General features: G+C 65.5%; 22 protein-coding genes. 9 read left to right on the forward strand and 13 right to left on the reverse strand.

What is annotated here, in order from left to right; translation table 11 throughout:
• Position 1: 1 nt before the first annotated feature.
• From N0B15_RS06525 to N0B15_RS06540, 4 genes are all read right to left on the reverse strand, one after another.
• Positions 2 to 1,051: a presenilin family intramembrane aspartyl protease PSH gene (locus N0B15_RS06525; RefSeq protein WP_263018779.1), complete on the reverse strand. Its 1,050-nt coding sequence runs from the start codon at positions 1,049 to 1,051 to the stop codon at positions 2 to 4.
• Between the two features lie 96 nt (positions 1,052 to 1,147).
• The gene (locus tag N0B15_RS06530) at positions 1,148 to 1,381 is read right to left on the reverse strand and encodes an H/ACA ribonucleoprotein complex subunit GAR1 (protein ID WP_263018780.1); all 234 of its coding nucleotides are present in this window, start codon (positions 1,379 to 1,381) and stop codon (positions 1,148 to 1,150) included.
• Between the two features lie 8 nt (positions 1,382 to 1,389).
• Entirely contained in the window at positions 1,390 to 1,671 is a 282-nt protein-coding gene (gene srp19, locus N0B15_RS06535; protein ID WP_263018781.1) for a signal recognition particle subunit SRP19, read from the reverse strand.
• 62 nt (positions 1,672 to 1,733) lie between these two features.
• Positions 1,734 to 2,909: a PGF-CTERM-anchored ABC transporter substrate-binding protein gene (locus tag N0B15_RS06540; RefSeq protein WP_263018782.1), complete on the reverse strand. Its 1,176-nt coding sequence runs from the start codon at positions 2,907 to 2,909 to the stop codon at positions 1,734 to 1,736.
• 60 nt (positions 2,910 to 2,969) lie between these two features.
• Here N0B15_RS06540 and btuC point away from each other — a divergent pair, with 60 nt between their 5' ends.
• The 3 genes from btuC (at position 2,970) to N0B15_RS06555 (ending at position 6,715) form a co-directional block, all read left to right on the forward strand.
• Positions 2,970 to 4,064 (forward strand): vitamin B12 ABC transporter permease BtuC, encoded by a 1,095-nt coding sequence (btuC, locus tag N0B15_RS06545; RefSeq protein ID WP_263018784.1) that lies wholly within the window; start codon positions 2,970 to 2,972, stop codon positions 4,062 to 4,064.
• Positions 4,061 to 5,440, forward strand: a complete 1,380-nt coding sequence (locus N0B15_RS06550; protein WP_263018785.1) for a heme ABC transporter ATP-binding protein — start codon at positions 4,061 to 4,063, stop codon at positions 5,438 to 5,440. The genes btuC and N0B15_RS06550 overlap by 4 nt, the downstream gene beginning before the upstream one ends.
• A 75-nt stretch (positions 5,441 to 5,515) precedes the next feature.
• Complete coding sequence (locus tag N0B15_RS06555) at positions 5,516 to 6,715, forward strand: iron-containing alcohol dehydrogenase (RefSeq protein ID WP_263018786.1); 1,200 nt, start codon at positions 5,516 to 5,518, stop codon at positions 6,713 to 6,715.
• A gap of 8 nt (positions 6,716 to 6,723) precedes the next feature.
• Here the strand turns inward: N0B15_RS06555 and N0B15_RS06560 are convergent, their stop codons facing one another.
• The 3 genes from N0B15_RS06560 to N0B15_RS06570 all read right to left on the reverse strand — a co-directional run bounded on the left by N0B15_RS06560 (position 6,724) and on the right by N0B15_RS06570 (position 9,528).
• Positions 6,724 to 7,683, reverse strand: coding sequence for a D-2-hydroxyacid dehydrogenase (locus N0B15_RS06560; RefSeq protein ID WP_263018788.1), 960 nt, complete (start codon positions 7,681 to 7,683; stop codon positions 6,724 to 6,726).
• Positions 7,684 to 8,099: 416 nt separating this feature from the next.
• On the reverse strand, positions 8,100 to 9,146 hold the full coding sequence (locus N0B15_RS06565; protein ID WP_263018789.1) for a tyrosine-type recombinase/integrase: 1,047 nt from the start codon (positions 9,144 to 9,146) through the stop codon (positions 8,100 to 8,102).
• On the reverse strand, positions 9,136 to 9,528 hold the full coding sequence (locus N0B15_RS06570; protein ID WP_263018790.1) for a DUF5805 domain-containing protein: 393 nt from the start codon (positions 9,526 to 9,528) through the stop codon (positions 9,136 to 9,138). Before N0B15_RS06570 ends, N0B15_RS06565 begins: the two co-directional genes overlap by 11 nt.
• Positions 9,529 to 11,429: 1,901 nt before the next feature.
• Here N0B15_RS06570 and N0B15_RS06575 point away from each other — a divergent pair.
• Positions 11,430 to 12,455 carry a methionyl-tRNA formyltransferase gene (locus tag N0B15_RS06575; protein ID WP_263018791.1) on the forward strand — a complete coding sequence of 342 codons (1,026 nt, stop codon included), beginning with the start codon at positions 11,430 to 11,432 and terminating at the stop codon, positions 12,453 to 12,455.
• Positions 12,455 to 13,162 (forward strand): polysaccharide deacetylase family protein, encoded by a 708-nt coding sequence (locus N0B15_RS06580; RefSeq protein WP_263018793.1) that lies wholly within the window; start codon positions 12,455 to 12,457, stop codon positions 13,160 to 13,162. The genes N0B15_RS06575 and N0B15_RS06580 overlap by 1 nt, the downstream gene beginning before the upstream one ends.
• A 1-nt stretch (position 13,163) precedes the next feature.
• Here N0B15_RS06580 and N0B15_RS06585 read toward each other — a convergent pair whose 3' ends face one another.
• The 5 genes from N0B15_RS06585 to N0B15_RS06605 form a co-directional block, all read right to left on the reverse strand.
• A complete protein-coding gene (locus N0B15_RS06585; protein ID WP_263018794.1) occupies positions 13,164 to 14,093 on the reverse strand; it encodes a phosphoribosyltransferase HisG-related protein in 930 nt (309 codons plus the stop codon).
• Positions 14,094 to 14,156: 63 nt separating this feature from the next.
• Entirely contained in the window at positions 14,157 to 15,566 is a 1,410-nt protein-coding gene (locus N0B15_RS06590) for an AAA family ATPase (protein ID WP_263018795.1), read from the reverse strand.
• Positions 15,567 to 15,640: 74 nt separating this feature from the next.
• Positions 15,641 to 16,480 (reverse strand): MBL fold metallo-hydrolase, encoded by an 840-nt coding sequence (locus N0B15_RS06595; protein WP_263018796.1) that lies wholly within the window; start codon positions 16,478 to 16,480, stop codon positions 15,641 to 15,643.
• Between the two features lie 48 nt (positions 16,481 to 16,528).
• Entirely contained in the window at positions 16,529 to 17,578 is a 1,050-nt protein-coding gene (gene dph2 / locus N0B15_RS06600; protein WP_263018797.1) for a diphthamide biosynthesis enzyme Dph2, read from the reverse strand.
• Positions 17,579 to 17,627: 49 nt separating this feature from the next.
• Complete coding sequence (locus tag N0B15_RS06605; protein WP_263018798.1) at positions 17,628 to 18,224, reverse strand: HalX domain-containing protein; 597 nt, start codon at positions 18,222 to 18,224, stop codon at positions 17,628 to 17,630.
• Between the two features lie 209 nt (positions 18,225 to 18,433).
• On the opposite strand from N0B15_RS06605, the gene N0B15_RS06610 reads away from it, so the two are divergent.
• The 3 genes from N0B15_RS06610 (at position 18,434) to N0B15_RS06620 (ending at position 20,986) form a co-directional block, all read left to right on the forward strand.
• Positions 18,434 to 18,808 (forward strand): YlbF/YmcA family competence regulator, encoded by a 375-nt coding sequence (locus N0B15_RS06610; RefSeq protein WP_263018799.1) that lies wholly within the window; start codon positions 18,434 to 18,436, stop codon positions 18,806 to 18,808.
• Between the two features lie 89 nt (positions 18,809 to 18,897).
• Positions 18,898 to 19,863: a cell division protein CdpA domain-containing protein gene (locus N0B15_RS06615; RefSeq protein ID WP_263018800.1), complete on the forward strand. Its 966-nt coding sequence runs from the start codon at positions 18,898 to 18,900 to the stop codon at positions 19,861 to 19,863.
• Between the two features lie 97 nt (positions 19,864 to 19,960).
• Positions 19,961 to 20,986 carry a disk-shape morphogenesis protein volactin gene (locus N0B15_RS06620; RefSeq protein ID WP_263018801.1) on the forward strand — a complete coding sequence of 342 codons (1,026 nt, stop codon included), beginning with the start codon at positions 19,961 to 19,963 and terminating at the stop codon, positions 20,984 to 20,986.
• A 149-nt stretch (positions 20,987 to 21,135) separates the two neighbouring features.
• Here N0B15_RS06620 and N0B15_RS06625 read toward each other — a convergent pair whose 3' ends face one another.
• Entirely contained in the window at positions 21,136 to 21,306 is a 171-nt protein-coding gene (locus N0B15_RS06625; protein ID WP_263018802.1) for a hypothetical protein, read from the reverse strand.
• A 229-nt stretch (positions 21,307 to 21,535) separates the two neighbouring features.
• On the opposite strand from N0B15_RS06625, the gene N0B15_RS06630 reads away from it, so the two are divergent.
• The gene (locus tag N0B15_RS06630; RefSeq protein ID WP_263018803.1) at positions 21,536 to 22,162 is read left to right on the forward strand and encodes an METTL5 family protein; all 627 of its coding nucleotides are present in this window, start codon (positions 21,536 to 21,538) and stop codon (positions 22,160 to 22,162) included.
• Position 22,163: the final 1 nt, after the last annotated feature.

Consider the following 22,163-nt stretch of genomic DNA (forward strand, 5'->3'; position numbering starts at 1 on the left):
TTCAGAAGCCGAGCGCCGTCGCGAGCGAGACGCCGCTGGCGAGTGCGCCGAGTACGTAGCCGGTGATCGCGCCGCCGTTGAGTAAGGGTAGTCCCGCGTGGGCGCGCCCCTGTAACACCATGTAGAGCAGGACGACCAGGCCAACGAGCGTGCCGACCATCGCACCCAGCGCAGAGAGGTTGAGCGCGATGAGGGGGACCTCGAGTGTACCCTCCTCGATGAAGTAGGCGGCGCTGGCGACCAGGATGGTCGGGATGATGGCGTCGCCGAGACCGATGAACAGCGCGTCGCGCTCGAACTGGTCGTCGGAATCGGTGCCGTCGTCGCCGGCATCGTCACCGTCCGTCGTACTCGAGCCGTCGGCGTCTCCGCCGTTGGCAGCAGAGCCATCCGCCGTCCCCGTCGGCGCCGACTCGTCGCCCTCGATGACGCCGGCGGTGCTGTCGGTCGCGAGGTAGGAGTACGACAGTGTGGTGGGGACGACGAGGACGACGGGAATTTTCAGGTCCATGACGCCCTCGGCGAGCGAGAGCATGTGTTTCGTCTTGTAGACGCTGATAGCGTCGTAGATGGCGAGTGCCGCGAGCAACAGCAGTGCGGGAAGCAGGCCGAAACTGATGCCGAACAGCCCGGCCGCGCCCGCACCCATCACGACTCCGGCGGCGTCGATGACGTACCACTCGGGGTAGGCCAGCAAGCCGACGCCGACGGCGAGTGCGCCGAGGAGGGCGAGTGCGTGCAGGTCGTAGACCACCACGAACGGCGGGACGACCTCCGCGAAGACGAACCAGGCGAGCATCGCGCTCACGCCGACGACGATGGCGCGGATCACCCACTGGGCGTCGTACTTGAACGCCGCGAGCATGAAGCCCGTCATCAGGAGGATCACGAGGAAGTAGAGCAGGCTGATCACCGGATCGTCCGGGTCTTCGACGACCTGGTGCTCTGCGTCGTGGAAGGGTTCGACCAGTGCCAGCGCACCGAGTTGTACGGCGAGAAACAGCGCCACCACCGCGAGAACCGCAGCGAGGACCCCGGTCCGATCGTTCATGTCGCCCGGTTTGCGTGCCGCTCGTATTGGTGTTGCGCTCTTCTCGTCAGAAACGTGGACGAGGCTGCGGGCCCGACCACACCCTCACACGGTCGTCTACGCCCGCGCGTAGAGCGTCGACCCGACCAATCCGGGCGCGTGGACGCTCGGGTTCGGCGTGACGGCGACGTAGGGCCGGGAGACGGGTCCGAAGACGTCGACGACGCGGCCGACTTTCTCGAGTGAGTCGTCGAGGACCATGGTTCCGATCTCCGTCTCGTCACCTTCACCCTCCGCACGGAGGACGAGCAGGCCCTGGGCAGTGCGAACGACCGACCCGACGCGATACATCGCCACGGTTAGGTGCGCATCGCGACGACGTACGCCGCGACGGCCTGGACGAGATCGTTCTTCGTCGAGTCGTCGGCACCGCGGACGACGACGCGTCCCCGCCTGGCCCAGGGTTCGCGCGAGTAGGCTTTCTCGCGCTCGACGGCGGCGTCGTAGCCGATCTGCTGGACGGCCTTTGCGATCTCCTCGACCGTCGGTTCGTCGACGGCGAGGTCCTGTGGGACGCGTCGTCCATCGGACCGCGAGAGGGAGGCGTCGAGATACGCGGGCCAGATGACGTTTTCGACCATACGGATACGTCTGACGGGGGGTGAGTAAACGCTTTTCAAAACGTGACGGTCAGCGGATCGGGTCAGCGCCGGCGGCGGGCGAACAGTCCCGTCCCGACGAGCACCGCGACGACGGCCGCAGGCAGCGTGAAGCCGGGGATCGACTCGGCGCTGTCGTCGCCCTCGTCTGTACTGCCGCTCGCTTCGTCGTCAGCCTCGTCCGCACCCGCGCCAGTGTCGTCTGCGTCCGCCCCCTCGCCGTCAGCGTCTGCCTCCTCGTCACCGCCCGCCGAATCGAGGTCGGTCTCGAGTCCCAACTCTGCCTGTGCTTCGGCGTACGCCTCGGGGTGGACCGCTTCGACGATGTCCTCGATGGCGTAGACGACGTGCGGTGCGGGCTGGTTCACCTGGTTCGAGGAGACCGCGACCAGGTTGTCTTCCTCGTACGCCGTCGTCGCCATCGCCCCCTCGCTCAGCTCGGGCGACTCGCCGTCGCTCTCGACGCCGTAGACGATCCACTCGGGGTCGGCGTCGACGATCTGTTCGTCGCTGATCTCCATCCAGCCCTCGATGCCGACCGCCGAGGCGAGGTTCTCGACGCCCGCCGTCTCGAGAATCTCCTCCTGGAACGTCCCTTCACCGGCCGTCCAGCCGAAGCCGAGCGACCAGTAGGCGAGCGGACGCTCTTCGCCTTCGAGTGCGTCCTCGAGCGCCTCGAGTCGGTCGTCCATCCAGCCGATACGCTCGAGTGCACCGCCACACTCACCGGTGAGGAGTCCGGTCTCGAAGACGCTCTCGCGGATGTCCGAAATAGCGGCCGCAGTCTCGAACTGATAGACCGTCAGCCCCGCGTTTCGAAGCTGTTCGACGTCGTCATCGACGGTGACGGCGGCGGCGAGGACCAGATCAGGCTCGAGGTCGATCACGGCTTCGATGTCGACGGATTCCTCCCCCGCAACGTCGATGTTCGTCCGGTCACCGGGGTCGTGGGCGTCGGTGTACTGATTGATCGGCATTCCGACGAGCGTCTCTTCGGCACCGATTTCGTACACCAACTGGACGTCACTCGGCTGGAGCGCCACGACGCGCTCGGGTGGCTCTTCGAGCGTGAACGTCTCACCGCCCGCGTCCTCGAACTCGAGCGGGTACTCACAGGTCGCCTCGTTTACCCCGCCCGACGCGCCGCCGGCGACGACCGCCGGAGCGAACGCGCCCGCGAGGACTACCACTGTCACCAGTACTGCGAGGAGTCGCTTCATCGCTCCCACCTCGAACACACTCCAACAAATATTTGCCTAAAGCAAGCGAGGTTGTGTACAGTGACCCGACCGAGCCGTATCTTCGCCTGGTCGCTCTGCCTGACGGCGCTACTCGCGGGTGTCGTCGTCGCGAGCGCCGCCCTCGGCTCGGTCAGTATCGACCCCGTGACCGTCGCGATGGCGATTCTGAACGCGGTGGTCGTCCCCGTCGGACTCGAGCGCACCGGGTGGGCCGTGCCCATCGTGGGCTGGACGGTGCCGGTGGTTGCACTCGAGTTCGCGCCGCTGTTCGCGTTCGACGTTCCGTCGGCCCACCAGACCATCGTCGCCGACATTCGCCTGCCGCGAATCGCACTCGCGGCGACGGTGGGGTTCGGTCTCGCCGCGGCGGGAACGGTCATGCAGGGTTTCTTCCGCAACCCGCTGGCCGACCCGTCGATCATCGGCGTCTCCTCGGGGGCGGCCGTCGGCGCGGTCGCCGTGATCGCCTTTCCGGTGCTGGTTCCGGTCGGCCTGCGCCCGGCGGCGTTCACGACGGCCGTCGTCACGGCGTTTCTCGTCTACGCCATCGCGACCGAGGGTGGGCGGACGCCGGTCGCGACCCTGTTGCTCGCGGGCGTCGCGATACAGGCGTTTCTCGGTGCGGTCATCTCCTACATGCTCTTACACAGCGGTGAGAGCCTCCGCGAGGCCGTCGTCTGGCTGATGGGCCACCTCTCGAACAGCACCTGGAACGACGTCGCTCTCTCGCTGCCGTTCGTCCTCGCCGGCGTCGTGATCCTCGGGGCGTACACGCGCGAGATGAACGTCTTGCTCCTCGGCGAGGAGGACGCCCACCACCTCGGCGTCGAGGTCGAGCGGACCAAACTGCTGTTGCTCGCCCTCGCGAGCGTGATCACCGCGGCGGGCGTTGCCGTTGCAGGCGTCATCGGTTTCGTCGGTCTCGTCGTCCCGCACATGATGCGGCTCATCGTCGGTCCCGACCACCGGATCCTCCTCCCGACGAGCGCACTCGCCGGTGCCTCGTTTCTCGTCGCCACTGATACCATCGCCAGGGCCGGACCCGCCGAGGTCCCCGTCGGCATCGTCACCGCCGCACTCGGCGCGCCCTTCTTCCTCTACTTGCTGGTCCGCAGGGAGGTGCACGCACTGTGACGCCTGACGGGCGACGGCCGGACCCCGTCCCCACCCCCGACGAGTACCCGATGGTCGATATCTCCGACCTCTCGCTCTCACTCGGCGGCCAGCAGATCCTCAGCGACGTCTCGCTGTCGGTCGAGCGCGGCGAGGTCGTCGGTCTCATCGGCCCGAACGGGGCGGGGAAGACCACCCTCCTGCGTGCGCTCACCGGCGTCCTCACCCCCGACGCTGGTACGGTCGTCGTCGACGGCGAGACCGTCCACGCACTCTCGTCTCGAGCGACCAGCCGACTCCTCTCGGTCGTCCCCCAGGAGACGACGGTCTCGTTCGCCTTCGACGTCCGATCGATCGTCGAGATGGGCAGGACGCCGTACCGCTCGCGCTTTTCACCCCCGACGGCTGACGACCGAAAACTGATCGAGGACGCACTCGAGCGAACCGCCACCGACTCGCTCGCCGAGCGCTCGATCGGGACCGTCAGCGGCGGTGAACGCCAGCGCGTGCTGCTCGCGCGCACGCTCGCACAGGACACACCCGTGATCGTCCTCGACGAACCGACGGCCAGTCTCGACATCGCCCACCAGGTCGAGACGCTCGAACTCGTCTGTGACCTCGCCGCCGAGGGGAAGACCGTGATCGCCGCGATCCACGACCTGGACCTCGCCGCCCGCTACTGTGACTCGCTCGTCTTACTCGCCGACGGCACCGTCCTCGAGCGTGGCCCGCCGGAGACCGTCCTGACGAGCGCCCACCTCGAGCGGGCGTTCGACGCCACGGCGGCGATCACGAAGCACCCGGTGACCGGATCGACGAACGTGACGACGCTCCCGAGCGATTCGGTCGCGTTCGACACCCGAGAGGGGGGTCCGCCACGTGTTCACGTCGTCGGCTCCGGGGGGACCGCCGCCGGTGTACTCGCTCGACTCGCTGCCGCCGGCGTCGACGCCTCACTCGGACCGGTGACGGCCACCGACGTGGCCGCGGAGACGGCCGCCCAGCTCGGCGTCGACACACTCACGGTCGATCCGTTCTCGCCGCTCGAGCGAACGACCGTCGACGCACTCGAACGGGAACTCGCCGCCGCCGACGTGACGATACTCGCGGACCTCCGGGTCAGCGTCGGCAACCAACTCCTGCTCGAGTCGCTCGCCGACGCTCCCGCGCCGGTGTTCCTCGAGACGACGCCCTTCACGGAGCGAAACGCGGCCGGTGGTGGCGCTCGGGAACGCTACGAGCGACTCCGCGACCGGGCGCGAGCGGTGAGTGACGACTCGGACTCACTCGTCCGAACCGTTCGTCGCGTACTCGAGACGCGGCCGCCGTCCCCACCGGCCGACGGCTCGCGTGAGTCCACACACGCGTCGCTCGACTCGATCGACGCGACCGACTGAGGGACCGTACCGTGTACACCCTCGGCGTGTGCCCCTTCCTGCACACTTTTGTGCTTCCCTCCCGCCACCTCTTCCATGTTCGACGGGATCGGTTCGATGGCCGACGGCTACAGGGTACAGAGTCCGAACGACATCCGCTACGGCGCCGGCGTCACGGCCGAACTCGAGGGATACCTCACCGACCGGGGCGTCGACTCCGCGCTCGTCGTCACCGACGGCGACATTCTCGAGGCGGGGGCGGCAGAACCGGTGTTCGACGCACTCGAGGCAGCGGGCGTCGCGGTCTCGACGTTCGACGGCGTCGCCCCCGAACCCAAACTCGGGATGGCCGAGCGGGCGGCGGGTGAACTCGAGCGGGCCGACGCAGATGTGGTGGTCGGCGTCGGCGGTGGGAGCAGTCTCGACACCGCGAAACTCGCCGCCGTCCTCCCCGAGTACGACGTCGACGTTCGCGACCTCCTCGGAATGGGGAACGTTCCCGGCCGCGGCCGTCCCACCGTCCTCGTGCCGACGACGGCCGGTACCGGGAGCGAAGTCACCCACATCGGCGTCTTCGCCGACGAGGACGACGAAAACAACAAGAAGGTCGTCTACTCCGAGCACCTCTTCTGTGATCTCGCGCTGGTCGACCCCGACCTCACCCGGTCGCTCCCGCCAGGCGTCGCCGCCGCCACCGGGATGGACGCGTTGAGCCACGCCATCGAGGCCTACGTCTCGACGCTCAGGACGCCGTACACGGACATGCTGGCACGGCGGGCGATCGAACTGGTCGGTGAGAGCCTCCGCGAGGCGGTCCACCAGGGCGAACACAACGACGAGGCCCGCTACCGGATGAGTCTCGCCGCCACCCTCGGCGGCCAGGCGTTCGTCAACGCCGGTCTCGGTGCTGTCCACGCGCTCACCTACCCGCTCGGCGTCGAGTACGGCATCGGCCACGGCCGGGCGAACGCCGTCCTCCTCCCCCACGTGGTGCGCTACAACGCCCCCGCCGAACCCGACCGCCTGGCCGACGTCGCGAGCCTGCTCGGCGTCGACCGCCGCGACGGTGAGACCGCCCTCGAGCACGCCCGCCGCGGGGCGGACGCCATCGCGGCGCTCAACGACGACATCGGCATTCCGAACCGGATGCACGAACTCGGCGACGTGAGGGGGACGACCGCGGAGTTCGAGGCGTTCGCCGACGTCGCGTTCGAACACTCACTGCACAACATCGAACGGAACCCCCGCCGCCTCGAGCGCGCCGACGTGGTCCGCATCTTCGAGAACGCCTACTGATTCTCGTCTCACACCACCTGATTCTCGAGGTCGTCGTACTCGCCGGTCTCCGACACGCGCTCGAGGTTTCGAACCAGGATCGCCGCGACTCGTTCCCAGTAGTGTGGCGTGTGCCCAGAGTTGTGTGGGGTGATGAAGACGTTCTCGAGCGTCCACAGCGGGTGGTCCTCGGGGAGCGGTTCCGGGTCGGTCACGTCGAGCGCTGCGGCGTGGAGTTTGTTCGACCGGAGCGCCGAGACGAGCGCGTCGGTGTCGACGATCGGCCCGCGGCCGACGTTCACCAGGACTGCATCCGGCGGGAGCGTCGCCAGTTCGTCCTCGCCGATGAGTCCGCGCGTCGTCTCCGTGAGCGGGCAGGCGATCACGAGGTAGTCGACACCGACGAGTGCGCGTTCGATCTCGTCGAAGCCGTAGACCTCGTCGGTCGGCCCACCCTTCTCCGGGCTGTAGCGGACGCCGACCGTCTCGACGCCGAAGCCCTCGAGTCGGGTACAGATCGCCTGGCCGATCGCCCCGAGTCCGACCACGCAGACGCGCGACCCGTACAGTTCGCCGAACGCCTGGAAGTGGTTCCACTCCCGACGTGCCTGCCGCCGCAGCCCCTCGTCGAGCCGTCGGGCGACCAGCAGCAGCCAGCCGACGACGTGCTCGGCGATGTTCGGCCCGTGCACGCCCGAGGCGTTGGTGACGGCGACGCCACGTTCGCGAAGCGCCTCGAGGTCGACGTGGCCAACCCCCGCGGAGGAACAGGCGAACAACTGCAGGTCGTCTGCCGCCTCGAGCACCGCCGGCCTGACGTTGCCGCCGACGATCACGTCCGCATCACCGACGAGGTCGACCTCGTCTGCGGGTGACGCGGCGAGTCGGACCTCGTATCGGTCTTCTTCGAGTCGGTCGCGAAGGGCGTCCGCACACGCACTCGAGGGAATTCCGTGAGCGCTCCCGTTCAACACGACGATCACTGTCATACTGCTGCTGTCGGGAGAGATCCGGAATAACGTTCGGGACTCCCACGCGGGTTGCCCACTCGCGGAGTCGGCACGTTCACCGGCATCACCCCTCTACTCTCGTCCGCACCGCTCGTGAACTCGCCCGCTATTCGGTATAGCGCCATACGATTTATACGTCTGGTTTCGACCGAGTCAATTAAACAATAATACCAATTTACCGTCATTCGTGTGCCAAATTTCGGCGAATCGGCCAGCCGTCGTCCGACGGTGATCGGCCGTCGGCCGGCGGCACGAGCGCTCTCACAACCGCACCGAGCCGGCCCGAGCGCCCCACACTGCCGTGGCAGAAACTGATCCCTGGCTGGCGTGGGGTCTCCGTCGAAAAAATCCCGCGTTGGTCCACTACTGGCCGGTGTACGGGTCGAAGGCGCCGGTCAGCGCTCGAGCAGCGAGTAGATGTTCCGTTCGTAGACCGATCGAACCTGGTCGCCCCAGTTGTGGGTGTAGGTGTCGATCACGTCGCTCGCGACGTCGCCGCGGAGGTACTTGACGACCCCGCGGTCACCCGTCCGATCTCGCAGGTGGGTCGTGAAGAAGTGACGGAAGTAGTGGGGCGTGACGTTCTCGCTCGCGCCGCCGCCGGTTCGATACCAGCCGTGAGCGCGGGCGTGGCGTTCGACGACGTAGCGGACGTCGGCGGGCGTCACTCGCTGTCCCCAGCTCTCGCCCGTGTCGAGAAAGAGCGGCTCGGCCGGTGAGACCGGGTCGGGCCTGATCGCGAGCCACTCGCGCAGCACACCCTCGAGTTCAGAATCGACCGGGACCACCGTCGAGCGCTTTCGCTTGTTCGACGCCGTCCGCTGCTCGCCGTTGACCACCGCGCCGCGGGCCGGTTCGTCGTCGACGTACAGCGACGCGGGCCGAGCGTCGATTTCGACACGCGGCGTCCACTCGAGTGAGAGACCGTCGGCGGCGACGTTGAGGTCACGCAGGTCCAGGTTGCAACACTCACCGACACGCATCCCGGTCTTGAGCAGGGTGACGACGAGAGCCCGCTCGAGCGGATGGGTGATCGATCCGACGAACCCCCGCATCTGTGCGACCGATAGCTCACGTCTGGTCGGGTTCGTGTCGATCGATTCGGGCATCTCCGCGAGGACGAGCACCATCGGATTCGACTCGAGGACGCCCACCTGCGTCATGTAGTCGTAGAAACGGTGGACGTAGGAGGCGTAGGTCGCGACGGTGCTGTCCTCGAGTGTCGCCCGCAGCGAGTGTACCCAGGCCATACACTGGCGTCGGTCGGCCGTCGCCGGCGTGACGGCGCCTTCCGCCGCTGACTCTACGAACCGCTCGAAACGACGCAACACTCGTTCGTAGGCCTCGACCGTCCGTTCGCTCTTCCCGTGGTAGCGCTGGTCGTCGAGGAAGTACTCGATCGGATCCGTGACGTCCGCTTCGCTCGCCGCCTCACTGGCCATCGCCACCACCGACGAGGATGTACCCGCCGTCGCGACCGCTGTAGTGAATTCGGTTCGCGTTCTGCAACTCGTCGAGCGTCTCCTCGAGCCGCGTCTCGATCTCTTCGCTCACCGCCTCGAGCAGTTCGTCCCACGAGAACGTGTCGGATTCGAGTAACTCGAGCACCTGTGTTTCGAGCGCGTTACCCCTAGGGGTTGCGTCGCTAGAAGCGGGTTCCTCGTGGGCCGGTTCGAACCCCTTCCGGCCGGCCTGTACCATCGTTCTGACGAACTCACTCTGGTTCATCTCGAGGGCGTCCGCGTGGGCTTTCCACCGTTCTTTCTGGTACGCTGGGAGATACGCCTTGATAGACGTTCGAGAGGTATCGGCGTGGTCGTCCATAGACGGGCCATCACACCCCGCCACCTTGAATGTTCCCTTCAGTGAAGATAAAGGCCCTTATCTCAGTTCACAGAGTTAGAATGGGGCGTCAACAAGGGATGTGAATCGAGATATCCGATGTCGTTGGTGACACCATTCTAGATGCTACTCGTCGCGGAGTGGGTATGCGAGTCCAGATATGATCCCTTCCCGTCCGGCGAGCGATTGTCCCTCGTTCGACAGAACCGCGGTAGCCGACTCGTCCTCTCGGATCGAGTACACACGTGCTTCGTGTCGCGGCGGCCACGAAAGTCGCCGTGGACTCCTCGGCGAGGTGGGCGGGGTCCTGTCGATGGCGCGGCCCGTGTCGTCCCCGTCGGGAGGGCAGGGACGAACGCACGCATTCGGACGGCCACCCCTCCTGGAACCGGGCGAGTGGGTGGGAATCGAGACACAACCGGGGGTCCACCACGGACTGGCGTCACCGTGTACACTGCCCCAGGGTCGCTCACGGCCAGGTACTCCCATCGGGAGAAGGTGCCTTCGGGAGACAGCGCGACCCGACACCTCGCGACGGATTCCTCGCACCTGAAGCGCCGGGGGGTATCGACACCAGATCAGTAGACGTACTCTCCAGCGCCGTGGTGACTGGCCGGGTTTACACCCGAGCGAGAAGTCGGACGGTCAGATGGCGGAATCTCTCGAGTACGTCGCAGGTAGTCCGTACGAGAGATACCAGCACCCTCGTACCTGATTGGCGGTGTGTCTCGAGAGGGTCGGCCGAACCGTGTACCGATGTGGCCGAGTACCCACTCCCGACGACAGAGCCGCTCGACCGAGGGTGGGTGCCGTCGTATTCGTGGTGTTCGACGTCCAGTCAGAGTGAACGTCCGGAAAGTCATAGATCTCTGCGCGTCGTGCCGGCCGCTCGAGGAGCGTCGACCCTCGTTGGCTACGGCTCACCGGTGTCCGAATGACGCGTGTTCCGTCCCCCGTGGGTAGGCACTCGCTCCCGGGTAGCGGCCCGTACGGCACAGACCGCTGTGTGTATACTGACGCTGTTCGGACACACGGCCGGTGGGTCCGACAGTTCGTTTGCATCCTCAGGGATGCAGAGGTGCTGGTGGGGAGAGACTACCCAGCGTGACGGTCTCGCGGCGAGCAGTCGTCGTTCACACCGAGTTCGGTCTCGAGAGCAGCGCTGGTGGGTATCCGACCAGTCTCACCAGCAGCGTCGTAGCCGTCACCGCTGTCCGGGCGAGGCGACTCACGAGCCACCGACGCCGGTTCTCGAGGCGAGTGTCGGTACTCGAGAAGTCGCTCCAGACGCACTCGAGGAGATGGCTGTGGTCTCACGGCCCGAGTGCCCCGTCTGTCCCCGCCGAACGTATCGCACTCTACGGTGTATGGATGGCCCGTCCGAGCGACGACAGGGACCGTTAGAGAGCCACTGCCGTCACGATGGCTGAGAATAGATACACCAGCGCTACATCGATGGGACCACTGGCACGCAGAAGCCGGTGGTCCAGTCGCTCGGGAGTCGGCCACAGCCCTCCGTTCTTCGTGGGACGTATCCGTGCCAGTCTCTCGTCGTGGCCGTATCGGCGGTTCTGACGAGCCGCAGCTGGCACTCGCCGGTGTCCGTTCCACCGAGGCGTGTTGTGGACGATATCGAACTCAGCGTCCGTAAGGATACTACCATTGTAGTAAATTCTATCGTCCTGTACACAACACATAAATCGTATGTTGCTATATCTATTCTGGGTGCCGGGTGACCGGTCGGTCACGTGAGTGTGGGGCGGTAGTCGTCCGAAACGCTCTGGAGAGTCGTTCAGCACGATACCGGGTAGGCGGCGCGTACCGGAGTGTCAGACGACGAAACGACTGGATAACAATACACGACCGCAGGCAATTCAGGGGTGATGACCGCTCCGAGCGACTCCGCCATCTGTTACGTTGGCTGCACTGCACCTGCCCACGACGTCCTCGAGACACTTCTCGAGCGTGGACTGCCCATCACGGAAATCGTCACCATCGACCGTGAGATGGCTCGAGCGAACCACGTCTCGGGCTACGCGTCGTTCGCCGACCTCGCCGAAGCGTACGACGTTCCCCTCTACTATCCCGCGACGTACTCGATGAACGAGCGCACCGACATCGAGCACTTCGAGTCGCTCGAGGCGGACCTCCTCGTCGTCAACGGCTGGCAACGGCTGATTCCCGCAGCGATCCTCGAGACGGCAACGTACGGCGGACTCGGCAACCACGGCAGTGCGTACGGTCTGCCGAAGGGGCGCGGGCGCTCGCCGCTGAACTGGTCGCTCATTGAGGACCGCGACCGGTTCCTCCTCTCGGTGATCACGCTCGACCCGGACGCCGACGCGGGCGACGTCGTCGCCACCCGCAAGTTCGACATCACCGAGTTCGACACCATCCGGACGCTGTACTACAAGGTGACGATGGCCCTCCAGGAGATGCTCCTCGAGGTGATCGACCCGATCCTCAGCGGCGAGCGTCCCCTCGAGACCCAGTCGGGTGAGGCGACCTACTATCCGAAACGCAACCCCGAGGACGGCGAGATCAACTGGGAAGATGGAACGCAGGACGTGTACAACCTCGTGCGGGCGGTCGCCGACCCGTACCCCGGTGCGTTCACGTTCGTCGAGGGTGAGTCGCCCGCCGCTCGCGAGAAGGTGATGATCTGGGAGGCGAGACCGTTCTCCGCAGACCTGGGAGCGACCGCGGACGCGGGGACGATACTCGAGGTGTTCTGGAGCGGTGACTTCGTCGTCGCGACCGCCGACGGCACCGTTCTGGTCACCGAGTACGAGACCGACGGCTGGGAGCCACGCGTCGGCGAGACGTTCGTCTCGCGTGGATCGAACCGTCGCGTCGACAGCGTCGACCACCGACACAATCTCACCAGCGGGGCGTCAGCCGGGGAGTGATGGGCGAACTCTTCGCACTCGAGCGACTCACCTATCGCTTCGAGAACTACGAGCGCCTCCTCGAGTCCTTACTCGCCGACGGGTTCACCTTCACCGACTACTCCGGACTCGAACGCGATCAGATCGTTCTCAGACACGACGTCGACCTCTCCCCGGCGGCGGCACTCGAGATGGCGCAACTGGAGGCACGGCTCGGCGTCCAGTCGACCTACTGCTTTCTGTTGACGACGCCAGTATACAATCTGCTCGAGACCGAGCACGTCCGAACACTTCGGGACATCGAAGCGCTCGGCCACGACGTCGCCCTCCACTTCAACACCCACCACTACTGGGACGACCGGCCGTCGGCCGACGACCTGACGGCGCAGGTGTGCGCCGAGTGTGACGTCTTCGCCCAGCTCCTCGGCCACCCCGTCGACACCGTCTCGTTCCACCGGCCGCCGGAGTGGGTCCTGGGCGTCGACTTCGACGAGTTCGTCAACACCTACAGTCCCGAGTTCTTCACCCGGACCCGGTACACGTCGGACTCGAACCAGAAGTGGCGACTCGAGCCTCCGTTCCCCGGCGGTCGCCCCGACCACCTCCAGTTGCTCGTCCATCCCGGACTGTGGGGTGAGGACGAACGGCCGCTCGAGGAGATCGTCGACGAACTCGCGAGCGACTGTCGCGACCACGTCGAGCGGTACGTCGAGGCGCTCGGCGTCTGACTCAGACGAGGAGTGCGGTCTCTTCGTCGGCGTCGACGACGGTCGAGACGAGTGCCTTGACGGCGTCGACCGCGGGCGTCACCTCCGCCTGGTTCTCCATCAGGACGGTCTCGCTCGGGAAGAGTCTGTCTCCGAGGACGAGTCCGTGTTCGCGCGCGGTCGACCCCGTCACCGTCAGGTAGACGCCGAGACCGGCGTCTGCGATCGCCGCCTCCTCGTCGATGCCCGACGGCGGATACTCGAAGCTGATTCCGGCGAGCGCGTCCGTTCCGAGAACGGCCTGGACGAGGCGTTCGTACCGGGGTGCGATACACAGTGGGCCGTCGTACGCGGCGAGAAACGAGCGGTCGACGCCGTCGGTTCTCGGGGCGACGTCGGGCGTCGCCATTAGCGTGTGGTACACCGTATCCCCGAGTCCGGTAACCACGCGTACGTCGGTGTCGGTGGGATCGATCCGTGCGTTGATGTCGGCGATGCGCTCGAGCGGGTCGGCCCGGAGTTCGACGACCTCCTCTAAGACGAGGTCTGCACTGTCGAACCCGAGCGCGAAGTCGTGCGTTCTGAGCGCACGAAACGGCTCTTCGCGCCCAACGAGCTGGAGTTTCGTCCCCGCGGGAACGTCGAGGACGCCGTCGAGTGCAACCGTCAGGCTGTCGAAGACGATCCGGCGTGGCATACCGGCCCGGTCGTCGCGAACGAGGGTGTACTCGGGCTGTGTCGGGTCGTCGACGTCACTGTAGGTCGCGAGGCGATGGTACACGTCGTCGCTCGTCGGCTCGAGATGGCCTTTCGTTACGGCCTTCTCGTGGCGCAGCGTCGAAATCACGTCGTCTGCGAGGTTGGTCAGCTCCAGTCGGCGGGCCAATCGCTCGAGTACCGACTCGAGCGGCCTGCCTTTCCGAGGTACGGCGACGGCAATCGTCTCGCCCATCGAACAGTGCTGTGTCGCGGACTGCTAAACGAGTTCCGTTTTACCGACGCGAGAAGCGAGTGCTCACCCGGAGAACATCGATCCAAGTTCGGCGCGCCACTCGGTGATCTCGGTGACGTCCGCGCGGACGTCTTCGAGACGCTCGTCTAACTCGTCGACCGACGACTCGACGCGCTCGAGACCGGACTCGAGTTCGTCGGCGCGCTCGTCGGTCCGCTCGAGACGGTCGTCGATCTCGCCAACGTCCGCTTCGAGCGTCTCCGTTCGTTCCGTCGCGTCCGCGAGATCCTCGGAGAGGTCGCCCACGCTCCCGGTCGCCTCGTCGACCCGGTCACGTAGCGTCTCTAAGTCAGCACCGAACGACTCGAGTTCGGTTCTGAACTCGCCGATGAGTTCCTCGCCGCGTCCGTTCTCGTCGATGAACGCCTCGAGTGCGTTCGCGTAGGCACCGATCTCTTCGACCCTGGTGACGAGGTGGTCGATGCGGGCACGTTCGCTGGCGGTCATCCCGCTCTCGGCACCCTCGCCGTCGAGTTCGAGCTCGCGACGGAGGACTTCGACGTCGGTCTCCTCGAGCGTTCCCGCACGGAGTTCGGCGGCGAGGCGTGCCCCGACCGGTTCGTCACCCGCGGTGGCTGGCGCCGGGTCGGTGTCAGCAGGCGGTGCAGCGACCACCTCGTCCTCGTCTGTCCCCTCGGTTACCCACTCGGCCGGTTCGGCGTCGGCGGTGGCGTCCGCCGTGTCTCCGTCGGATTCGTCGTCGGCAGGTTCGGCGTCGGCGGTGGCGTCCGCCGTGTCCCCGTCGGATTCGTCGTCCGCAGCCTCGCCGATGTCGAGGGTGATCTCGGGTTCCTCCTCGTCGTCGACCGTCTGCTCGCCGGGTCCGTCCTCCTCCTCGCTCGGTTCGGCATCGGCGGCCGCTCGCTCGAGGTCGAGGGTGATCTCGGGTTCCTCCTCGCCGTCATCGCCCTGGTCGTCGAGTCCGGGAACGCCGCCGGTGCCTGCGAGCATGTCTTTGACGACCTGGTTGCGGTCGCTCGCGAGAATGTCGTCGATCGTCGTGTCGTCGACCTCTTCGGCATCACGCTCGTCGTCGTCGGTGTCTTCGGTCGTCGTGGGTGCGATGGCCGGTTCGGTCAGGAACTCGGCGGGTTCGGTCTCTTCGTCGAGACGAATCCCGTAGACGGTCACGAGCGGTTCGTCCGGTTCGACGGTACCCGAAAACTCGACGTGGTTGTCCTGGAACGCCGTCCAGTTCTCACTGTGATACTCCGGGTGGAACCCGACGCCGTCCATCGGGAACGACTCGGGGATGCGCTCGACGAGGCGAAACGAGACTGCCTCGTCGCCGGCCGTCTCGATCTCGAAGCGGATCGCCGGAACCGGAAACTCGTCCGCAGTAAACGATTTCTCGACGGTCAGCCCCCCCTCGCTAACTTCCACCACCTCGTCCGCGTCAGCGGTACTACTCATGGGAAGAACGTTACGCCAGCACTACTATAAATGAAACGGGCACTCCGCGGAACGGACGTCTGCCCTGCTCGCGGTCACAACTCGACGCGGTCACCGATCTCGACGAGTTCGAGGCGCTCCGGGTACGGGAAGCTCTTCGTGTGGTGGTGGAGCACTTTCGGGTCGGAGGTGAGTCCACGCCACATGTCCCAGTGACTCGGGAGCAGCCGATCGAGCTGGAGGTCGTGTGCACACTCGACGATCTGGTTCTCGTCGTTGTACCAGACCGTCCGCTGACCCTCGCCGGTCTCCTTGTCGGCGATCAGACCGACCGTCCCGAACGCGAGGACGCCCAGGTCGATGTCGTACTCCTCGCCGATGCGGGCGAACGCGTCCGATGGCTTCGTGTCGCCGCCGTGGAAGAACGTCCCGGCGTCGTGTTCGATGACGTAGCTCACGGGGTGGGTCGCGTCGGGGTCGTGAGCCTCCTCGACGTGGAGGGTGAACTCACCGATCTCGAGGGTGTCGCCCTCGGTCACCTCTTCGAACTGCTCGTCGGTGACGTCCCAGCCGTCGGTCCAGGCTTCCTCCTCGCGCGCGACGGCGAGGCTGTCGTCGGGTGCGTAGAGAGTCGCTCCGGTCGACTCGAGGATCGGTGCCTGGGAGGGACCGTGGACGTGGTCGAGGTGTTCGTGGGTCGCGAGCACCGCGTCCGCCTCCGTGACGTCTTCGGGATCGAAGGGCACGGGGATCATGCGGACGGTTCGCGGTGGGCGGCCGATGCCGAGGTAGGGATCGATGAAGAGCGTCGTTCCCTCGCTGCCTTTGAGCGCGAAGCCGTTACAGCCGAGATACCAGATGGCGACGCCGTCGGGTTCGGCGTCGGCGATCGCGTTCGGAAGCCAGTCGCCCCAGTCGCTCGTTGGCGTGGACATACCGCAACCTGCACCGATGAGGGGCCTAAGTGTTGTCGTTTCCGACCACTACCAGGTGCCGTGGAAGGTGTCGAACGAGAGGTTCTCGAGTGGCTCGTTGCCGACGGCGATCTCGTACTCGCCGGGGGTGAGCATCGGTTTGTGAAAGCGTGGGCCGTCGTCGGTCGTGATCCGCGGACAGCCGGTGTTGACGAAGGCGTCCATGTCGAAGTTGCGCAGGCGGTCGGGGGTTACCTCGTCCATCGTGATGAGGTAGGTGTTCTCGTTGTCCGCCAGAATGTCCTGGGCGATCTCCCAGCGTCCCTGGCCGATCTTGGTACAGAAGATGACGCCCCAGCGCCGGGCGTCCATCGCGCGGTGGACGGCGCCGAAGCGCTGTTTCATGAACTTCTCGGTGTCGGCGACGGTGACGACGTTGTTGACGGGGTCGGCGATGACGACGTGTTTCTCCGGGTGTTCCATCGCCAGTCCGAGCGGGTGGAACTTCCCGCCGCCGACGTAGAGCACCTGGTCTGCGGGCACGTCCGCGCTCGCGTAGTTGCAGCCGAGCACCTGCCCCTCGTGGGTGAGCCGGTCGTCACCGCGGCGGGTCTGTACCTCGTAGCCAGCCTCTTCGAGGAACGCAGCCATCTCCTCGAAACGGTTCATGTGCTGGGCGGTGGTGACGAGACCGATCTCGGGGGTCTCGTCGGGCGACTCGAGCGTCTCGAGTGCCTCCTCGATGATCGGCGTCACCTCGACGTTCGAGAAGAGCGGGACGTAGATCACCTTGTTCGACTCCTTCATCGGCGAGTGGCCGAAGTGGACGAAGACGTCGGTGCGCTTCATCAGGTAAGTATCGAGATCACACGCGCCGTAACACGGCTGGCCCGAGAGCATGAAGGTCACCCCGTCGCCGACCAGTTCGCGCAGGTCGTCCGCGACCGACGGACCGCGGCGTTTCAACCCCTCGGGAAACTGCAGGCCGACTTTCGTCGCGTCGCGCTCTTCGATGGCGTCGACGATCCGCTCGAGTTCGTAGTCCCACTCGCGGTCGTGTTTGAGCGCCATCCCCGTGTTTCGGAGGTCTCCCTCGCTGTACTCCGACTCCTGGCTCATTGCGGGTCGTAACGGGCGCGTACGTAAAACGACGGCGCTTCTCGAGCGTTCAGAGCCAGGCGACGCGCCTGAGTCGCGCCCCGCCGGCGAAGTCGGGGGTCTCGAACGCCGCCCGGAAGTCCTCGGCGTCGAAGTGTCGGCGGAGGTCGTCGACCTCGCGGCGGAGACACTCGAGGCGTTCACAGAGCGTCTCGTACTCGCTATCGCGCTCGACGTCGGCGGGTGTGGTCTCGAGTTCGGCCCGTCGTTCGGCGAGACTCGCACACTCGGCGAGTTTCTCGTCGTACCGTGCCCAGCGCCGGAGCCGCGAGACCGACTCGCGGAGGGCCGACTCGTCGATCGGTTCGTCGAGAAACGCCTCCCGACAGATCGAAACGGTGCGTTCGGTCGGGTCCAGGCCGTCGACGATCGCAGCGAAACACGCCCCCGCTCGACACTGACTCTCGAGGACGAGCTGGTCGCCAGCGGGTATCGGCAGCGACCGCTCGAAGAGGACGACCTCGGAGCGGCCGAACTCGTCTGCGTGATCGAAGACGTCCTCGTCGGGTCCGACCCGGGTCACCGTGTACGTCGTCGCGAGCGCTCGCTCGACCCTATCGAGCGTCTCACACTCGTCGGCGACGACGAGCACCGGATACTCCCCCATCACGATCGCCTCCGTTTCCGTCGAGGCGAACCGTTCCCTGCCGGCCGTGGTGTCTGCACCATCTTTCAATCCCCTCTGTGAGAGAGCACACAGACGGCGATTGTATAACTTTCGGCTATGTCTAACGGAGATCGTACCGTACCATCGCCGTCGCAGACTCTCGGTTCGAGGCTCGAAACGTTGAAAGTCGACCCGGCCGAAAGACGCCTATGAGCATTCAGACGAGCGAGGTCGAAGCGCTCGGCAGTGAACTCGGTGAAGCGATCGCCGACCTCCCGGCGTACGAGGAGTTCGAGTCCGCGAAAGCCGCCGTCGAGGCGTGCGAACAGACCCAGGCGAAGATCGACGAGTTCGAGCGCATCCGCCAGGAGTTCATGATCGCTCGCCAGACCGGCACCGCCACCCAGGACGACCTCGAGAAACTCCAGTCGACCCAGGAGGAACTCCACTCGATGGCGACGATGGAGGCGTTTCTCGAGGCGAAGGCGGCTCTCAGCGGCGAACTCGAGGCGGTCAACGACGCCATCTCGGCCCCGATCGCGGTCGACTTCAGCGGCGAGACCGGCGGTTGCTGTAACGACTGAGACCGCCGTCGAGCCGAACGCGTATAATGACGACCGCGTGATTTTTTCCCGTCCCAAAAGTCATAGTACTGGAGAGTAAAGGGGCGCTAATGGCAGCGGAACAGCCGACAGAAGGGTACCTGTTCGACCTCTATCGCCAGTACATCGGTGAACCCGACGGTCGAACCGACGTCTACCTCGGATTTGGATTGTTTATCGGTGGGATCGGACTGGCGGTCGTCGCGCTCGTCCTGTTCCTCTACAGTAGTACGCTCGAGGCTCGTTCTGATACGTACTTCCAGTGGGTACAGCCGGCGTACGCGCTCGGCATGCTCGCGCTCCCGGTGACGATGCTCGGCATCACCGTCTTGCTTCCGACGGAACGGCGCGTGCTGTACGCCTCGGTCGTGGGTGCCGCCGTCGCAGTGACAGCGGTCGGTGGCTTCGTCGCCCTCTATCCATCCGACTGGAACTACTACGAGAGCGGTACCGCCACGTTCGGGACGGTCCACGTCGTCGCCGCCTACGCGATCGGTCTGGCTGCGATCACCGCCTCGACCGGTGCCGCGCTCATCGCACACTACCTCGACATGGCCCGGGCGGTCGAGGAGATTCGAGACGACTCCGAGGAGGACGACGAGGAGTACTACTCCGACGAGGAGATCAGAGGCGACATCGACGACGCGATGGACGGCGTCGAACTCTCCTGGGGTGGCGTCGAGAAGACCGAACACAAACGGCTCAGTTTCACCGATCACGAGTTCGACGGGGCGTCGCTCGAACTCGGCACGAAGACGACTCGCTCGAGCGGCGTCGACGACCAGGTCGCCGGCCTGAAGGGGCTGAAAGGCGGGCAGACGAAGACGACCACCTCGAGTGCGACCGTCGACGACCAGACGGCGAAACTCAGGGAGTTACGCGAGCAGCGGGAACGAGAGCAGGCCGCCGCCGACGCCGAGCGCACTCGAGGCGACGCCATCGTGGCTCCGTTCGCACGGGTGAAAGCCTGGCTCGTCGGCTCTGAGCGCTCGGATGGCGTCCTCGGTGCGTTGCGCAATCGCGTCAGAAGGAATTAACTATTCGACAAGTCTATAAATATAGAATTTATTCACGATCGACTTCGGTGCACACAATGCACATAGATTTATAATCCGTCAGACGCCTTTGCCAATTATGGCTAAGGGCCTAGACGTTGGTACGATGAACATCCTGTCTGCACAGCAGGATGGAAACGACACGGTGTTCGTGCAGCAGCGAAACTCCTTCGTAGAGATCGAATACTCGGACATGGCCGAGCAGATGCTCTCGCGGAGCGAAGTGTTACACATCCGGAAAGACGACAAAGTTTATGTCGTCGGTGACGACGCACTCAATTTCGCGAACATCTTCAATAAAGAGACCCGCCGGCCGATGAAACACGGCATTCTCTCCTCCGACGAGAAGAGTGCGATTCCGATGATGAAACTCATCATCGAACAGGTCGTCGGCGAACCGAACTACCCCGACGAGAAACTGTACTTCTCGACCCCCGCAGACCCAATCGACTCCGATCTCTCGACGCTGTACCACCAGAAGACGATCGAGTCGTTCCTCAACGACGTCGGCTACGACGCAGAGCCGATCAACGAGGGGATGTCCGTCATCTACTCCGAACTCGCGGACAACAACTTCACCGGTCTCGGCATCAGCTTCGGTGCGGGCATGACGAACGTCTGTCTCGCCTACTACGCCGTCCCCGTCATGAAGTTCTCCGTCGCACGCGGTGGCGACTGGGTCGACGAACAGGCCGCCCGCGCGACCGGCACTCCCGTCGACAAGGTCACCTCGATCAAAGAGGACGACTTCGAACTCGACTTCACGACCGACGTCGGCGGCGTCGAGGGTGCGCTGTCGATCTACTACGAGAACCTCCTCGACTACGTCATCGAGAACATCGTCCGCGAGGTCGACGAGGGTGACGTCGAGGAAGGTCTCGACATCCCCGTCGTCGTCACCGGTGGGACCTCGAGTCCGAAGGGCTTCGAGAAACTGTTCCGTGACCACCTGGAAGACGCGAACATCCCGTTCTCGGTCAGCGGCGTCACCCACGCCGACGAACCGCTCTACAGCGTCGCACGCGGTGGACTCGTCGCCGCCCGCTCCGACGAGGACGTCGTCTACGACGAAGACGAGGCGGAAGCCCCCGCCGCGAACGAGTAGCGCCCCCACGCTACCTTTTGGGTGCTGGTGTCGAGACGCACGAGCGACCGCGTCGGCCCCGCTCGAGGCAGTACTGGTGCCTGGAAACCGACGCTTCTCGAGTGCGGTGGCGTCGCTCGAGTGAACTCACCGACCCCCCGTGGCGGCGGTCACGAGTCGTAGAACCGGTTGAACGCGTCCCGCCAGGATTCGATCTCTACCGGTTTGCTCTCGTGGTCGACCGGAACGTCGGCGAACCCACACCGGCCACACGCGATGGTCGTGACCTCGCCCAGCGAGAGACGCTCGAGGGGCGACTGACACCGTGGGCATTCGTCCATACGTTCTCCTCGCATGGCCAGTCCTTAACTCTTAGTGTTTCTGTCACGTTATCTGACCATCCGTGTGGTGAAAGGCGGCGTCGAACCGGTCAGGTCCCCATCCGGGTCGCATCTAAACGTTTTACTGTCGCGTCGGTGTACCCACTCGAGTGCGCGCCCAAGTGTTCGGTCTCGAGCGATCGATCGGCGAGCCGACGGCCGACAGTACCCCCGCAGGCGGTCTCGAGCGATGACCAGCCGTCGAACCATCGAGCGGAGGCTCGAGCGCGTCCGTGACTTCGACGCGCCGGACGTCGCGCTCGAACAGTATCGCACGCCGCCAGCGCTCGCGGCCCACCTCTGTCACCTCGCTGCGCTGCAGGGCGACCTCGCTGAGCGTCCGGTAGTCGACCTCGGAACCGGAACGGGGATGCTCGCGATCGGGTGTGCGCTCGCGGGTGGAACTCGGATCGTCGGACTCGAGCGCGATCCGTCGGCACTCGCTCGCGCGCGCGACAACGAGGTACGGATTCTCGGTACCGATCCGATCGAGTGGGTGGTCGGCGACGGCCGCCGCCACCCGCTCGCACTCTCCGACGCGACCGTGGTGTCGAACCCGCCGTTCGGCGCACAGCGGGGCAACCGCCACGCGGACCGGGCCTTTCTCGAGTCCGCTCGAGACCTCGGCGCGGTCTCGTACACCATCCACAACGCCGGCAGCCAGTCGTTCGTCGAAGCGTTCGCCGCCGACGGAGGTGGGGTGGTCACGCACGCCTTCGCCGCGGCGTTCCCGGTCGACCGCCGCTTCGAGTTCCACACCGACGAACGGCGTGAACTCGAGGTCGAGGTGTTTCGTATCGAGTGGCCCGGCAGGTGAC

The sequence above is a fragment of the Natronobiforma cellulositropha genome, assembly GCF_025629245.1.
GTDB lineage: Archaea > Halobacteriota > Halobacteria > Halobacteriales > Natrialbaceae > Natronobiforma > Natronobiforma cellulositropha.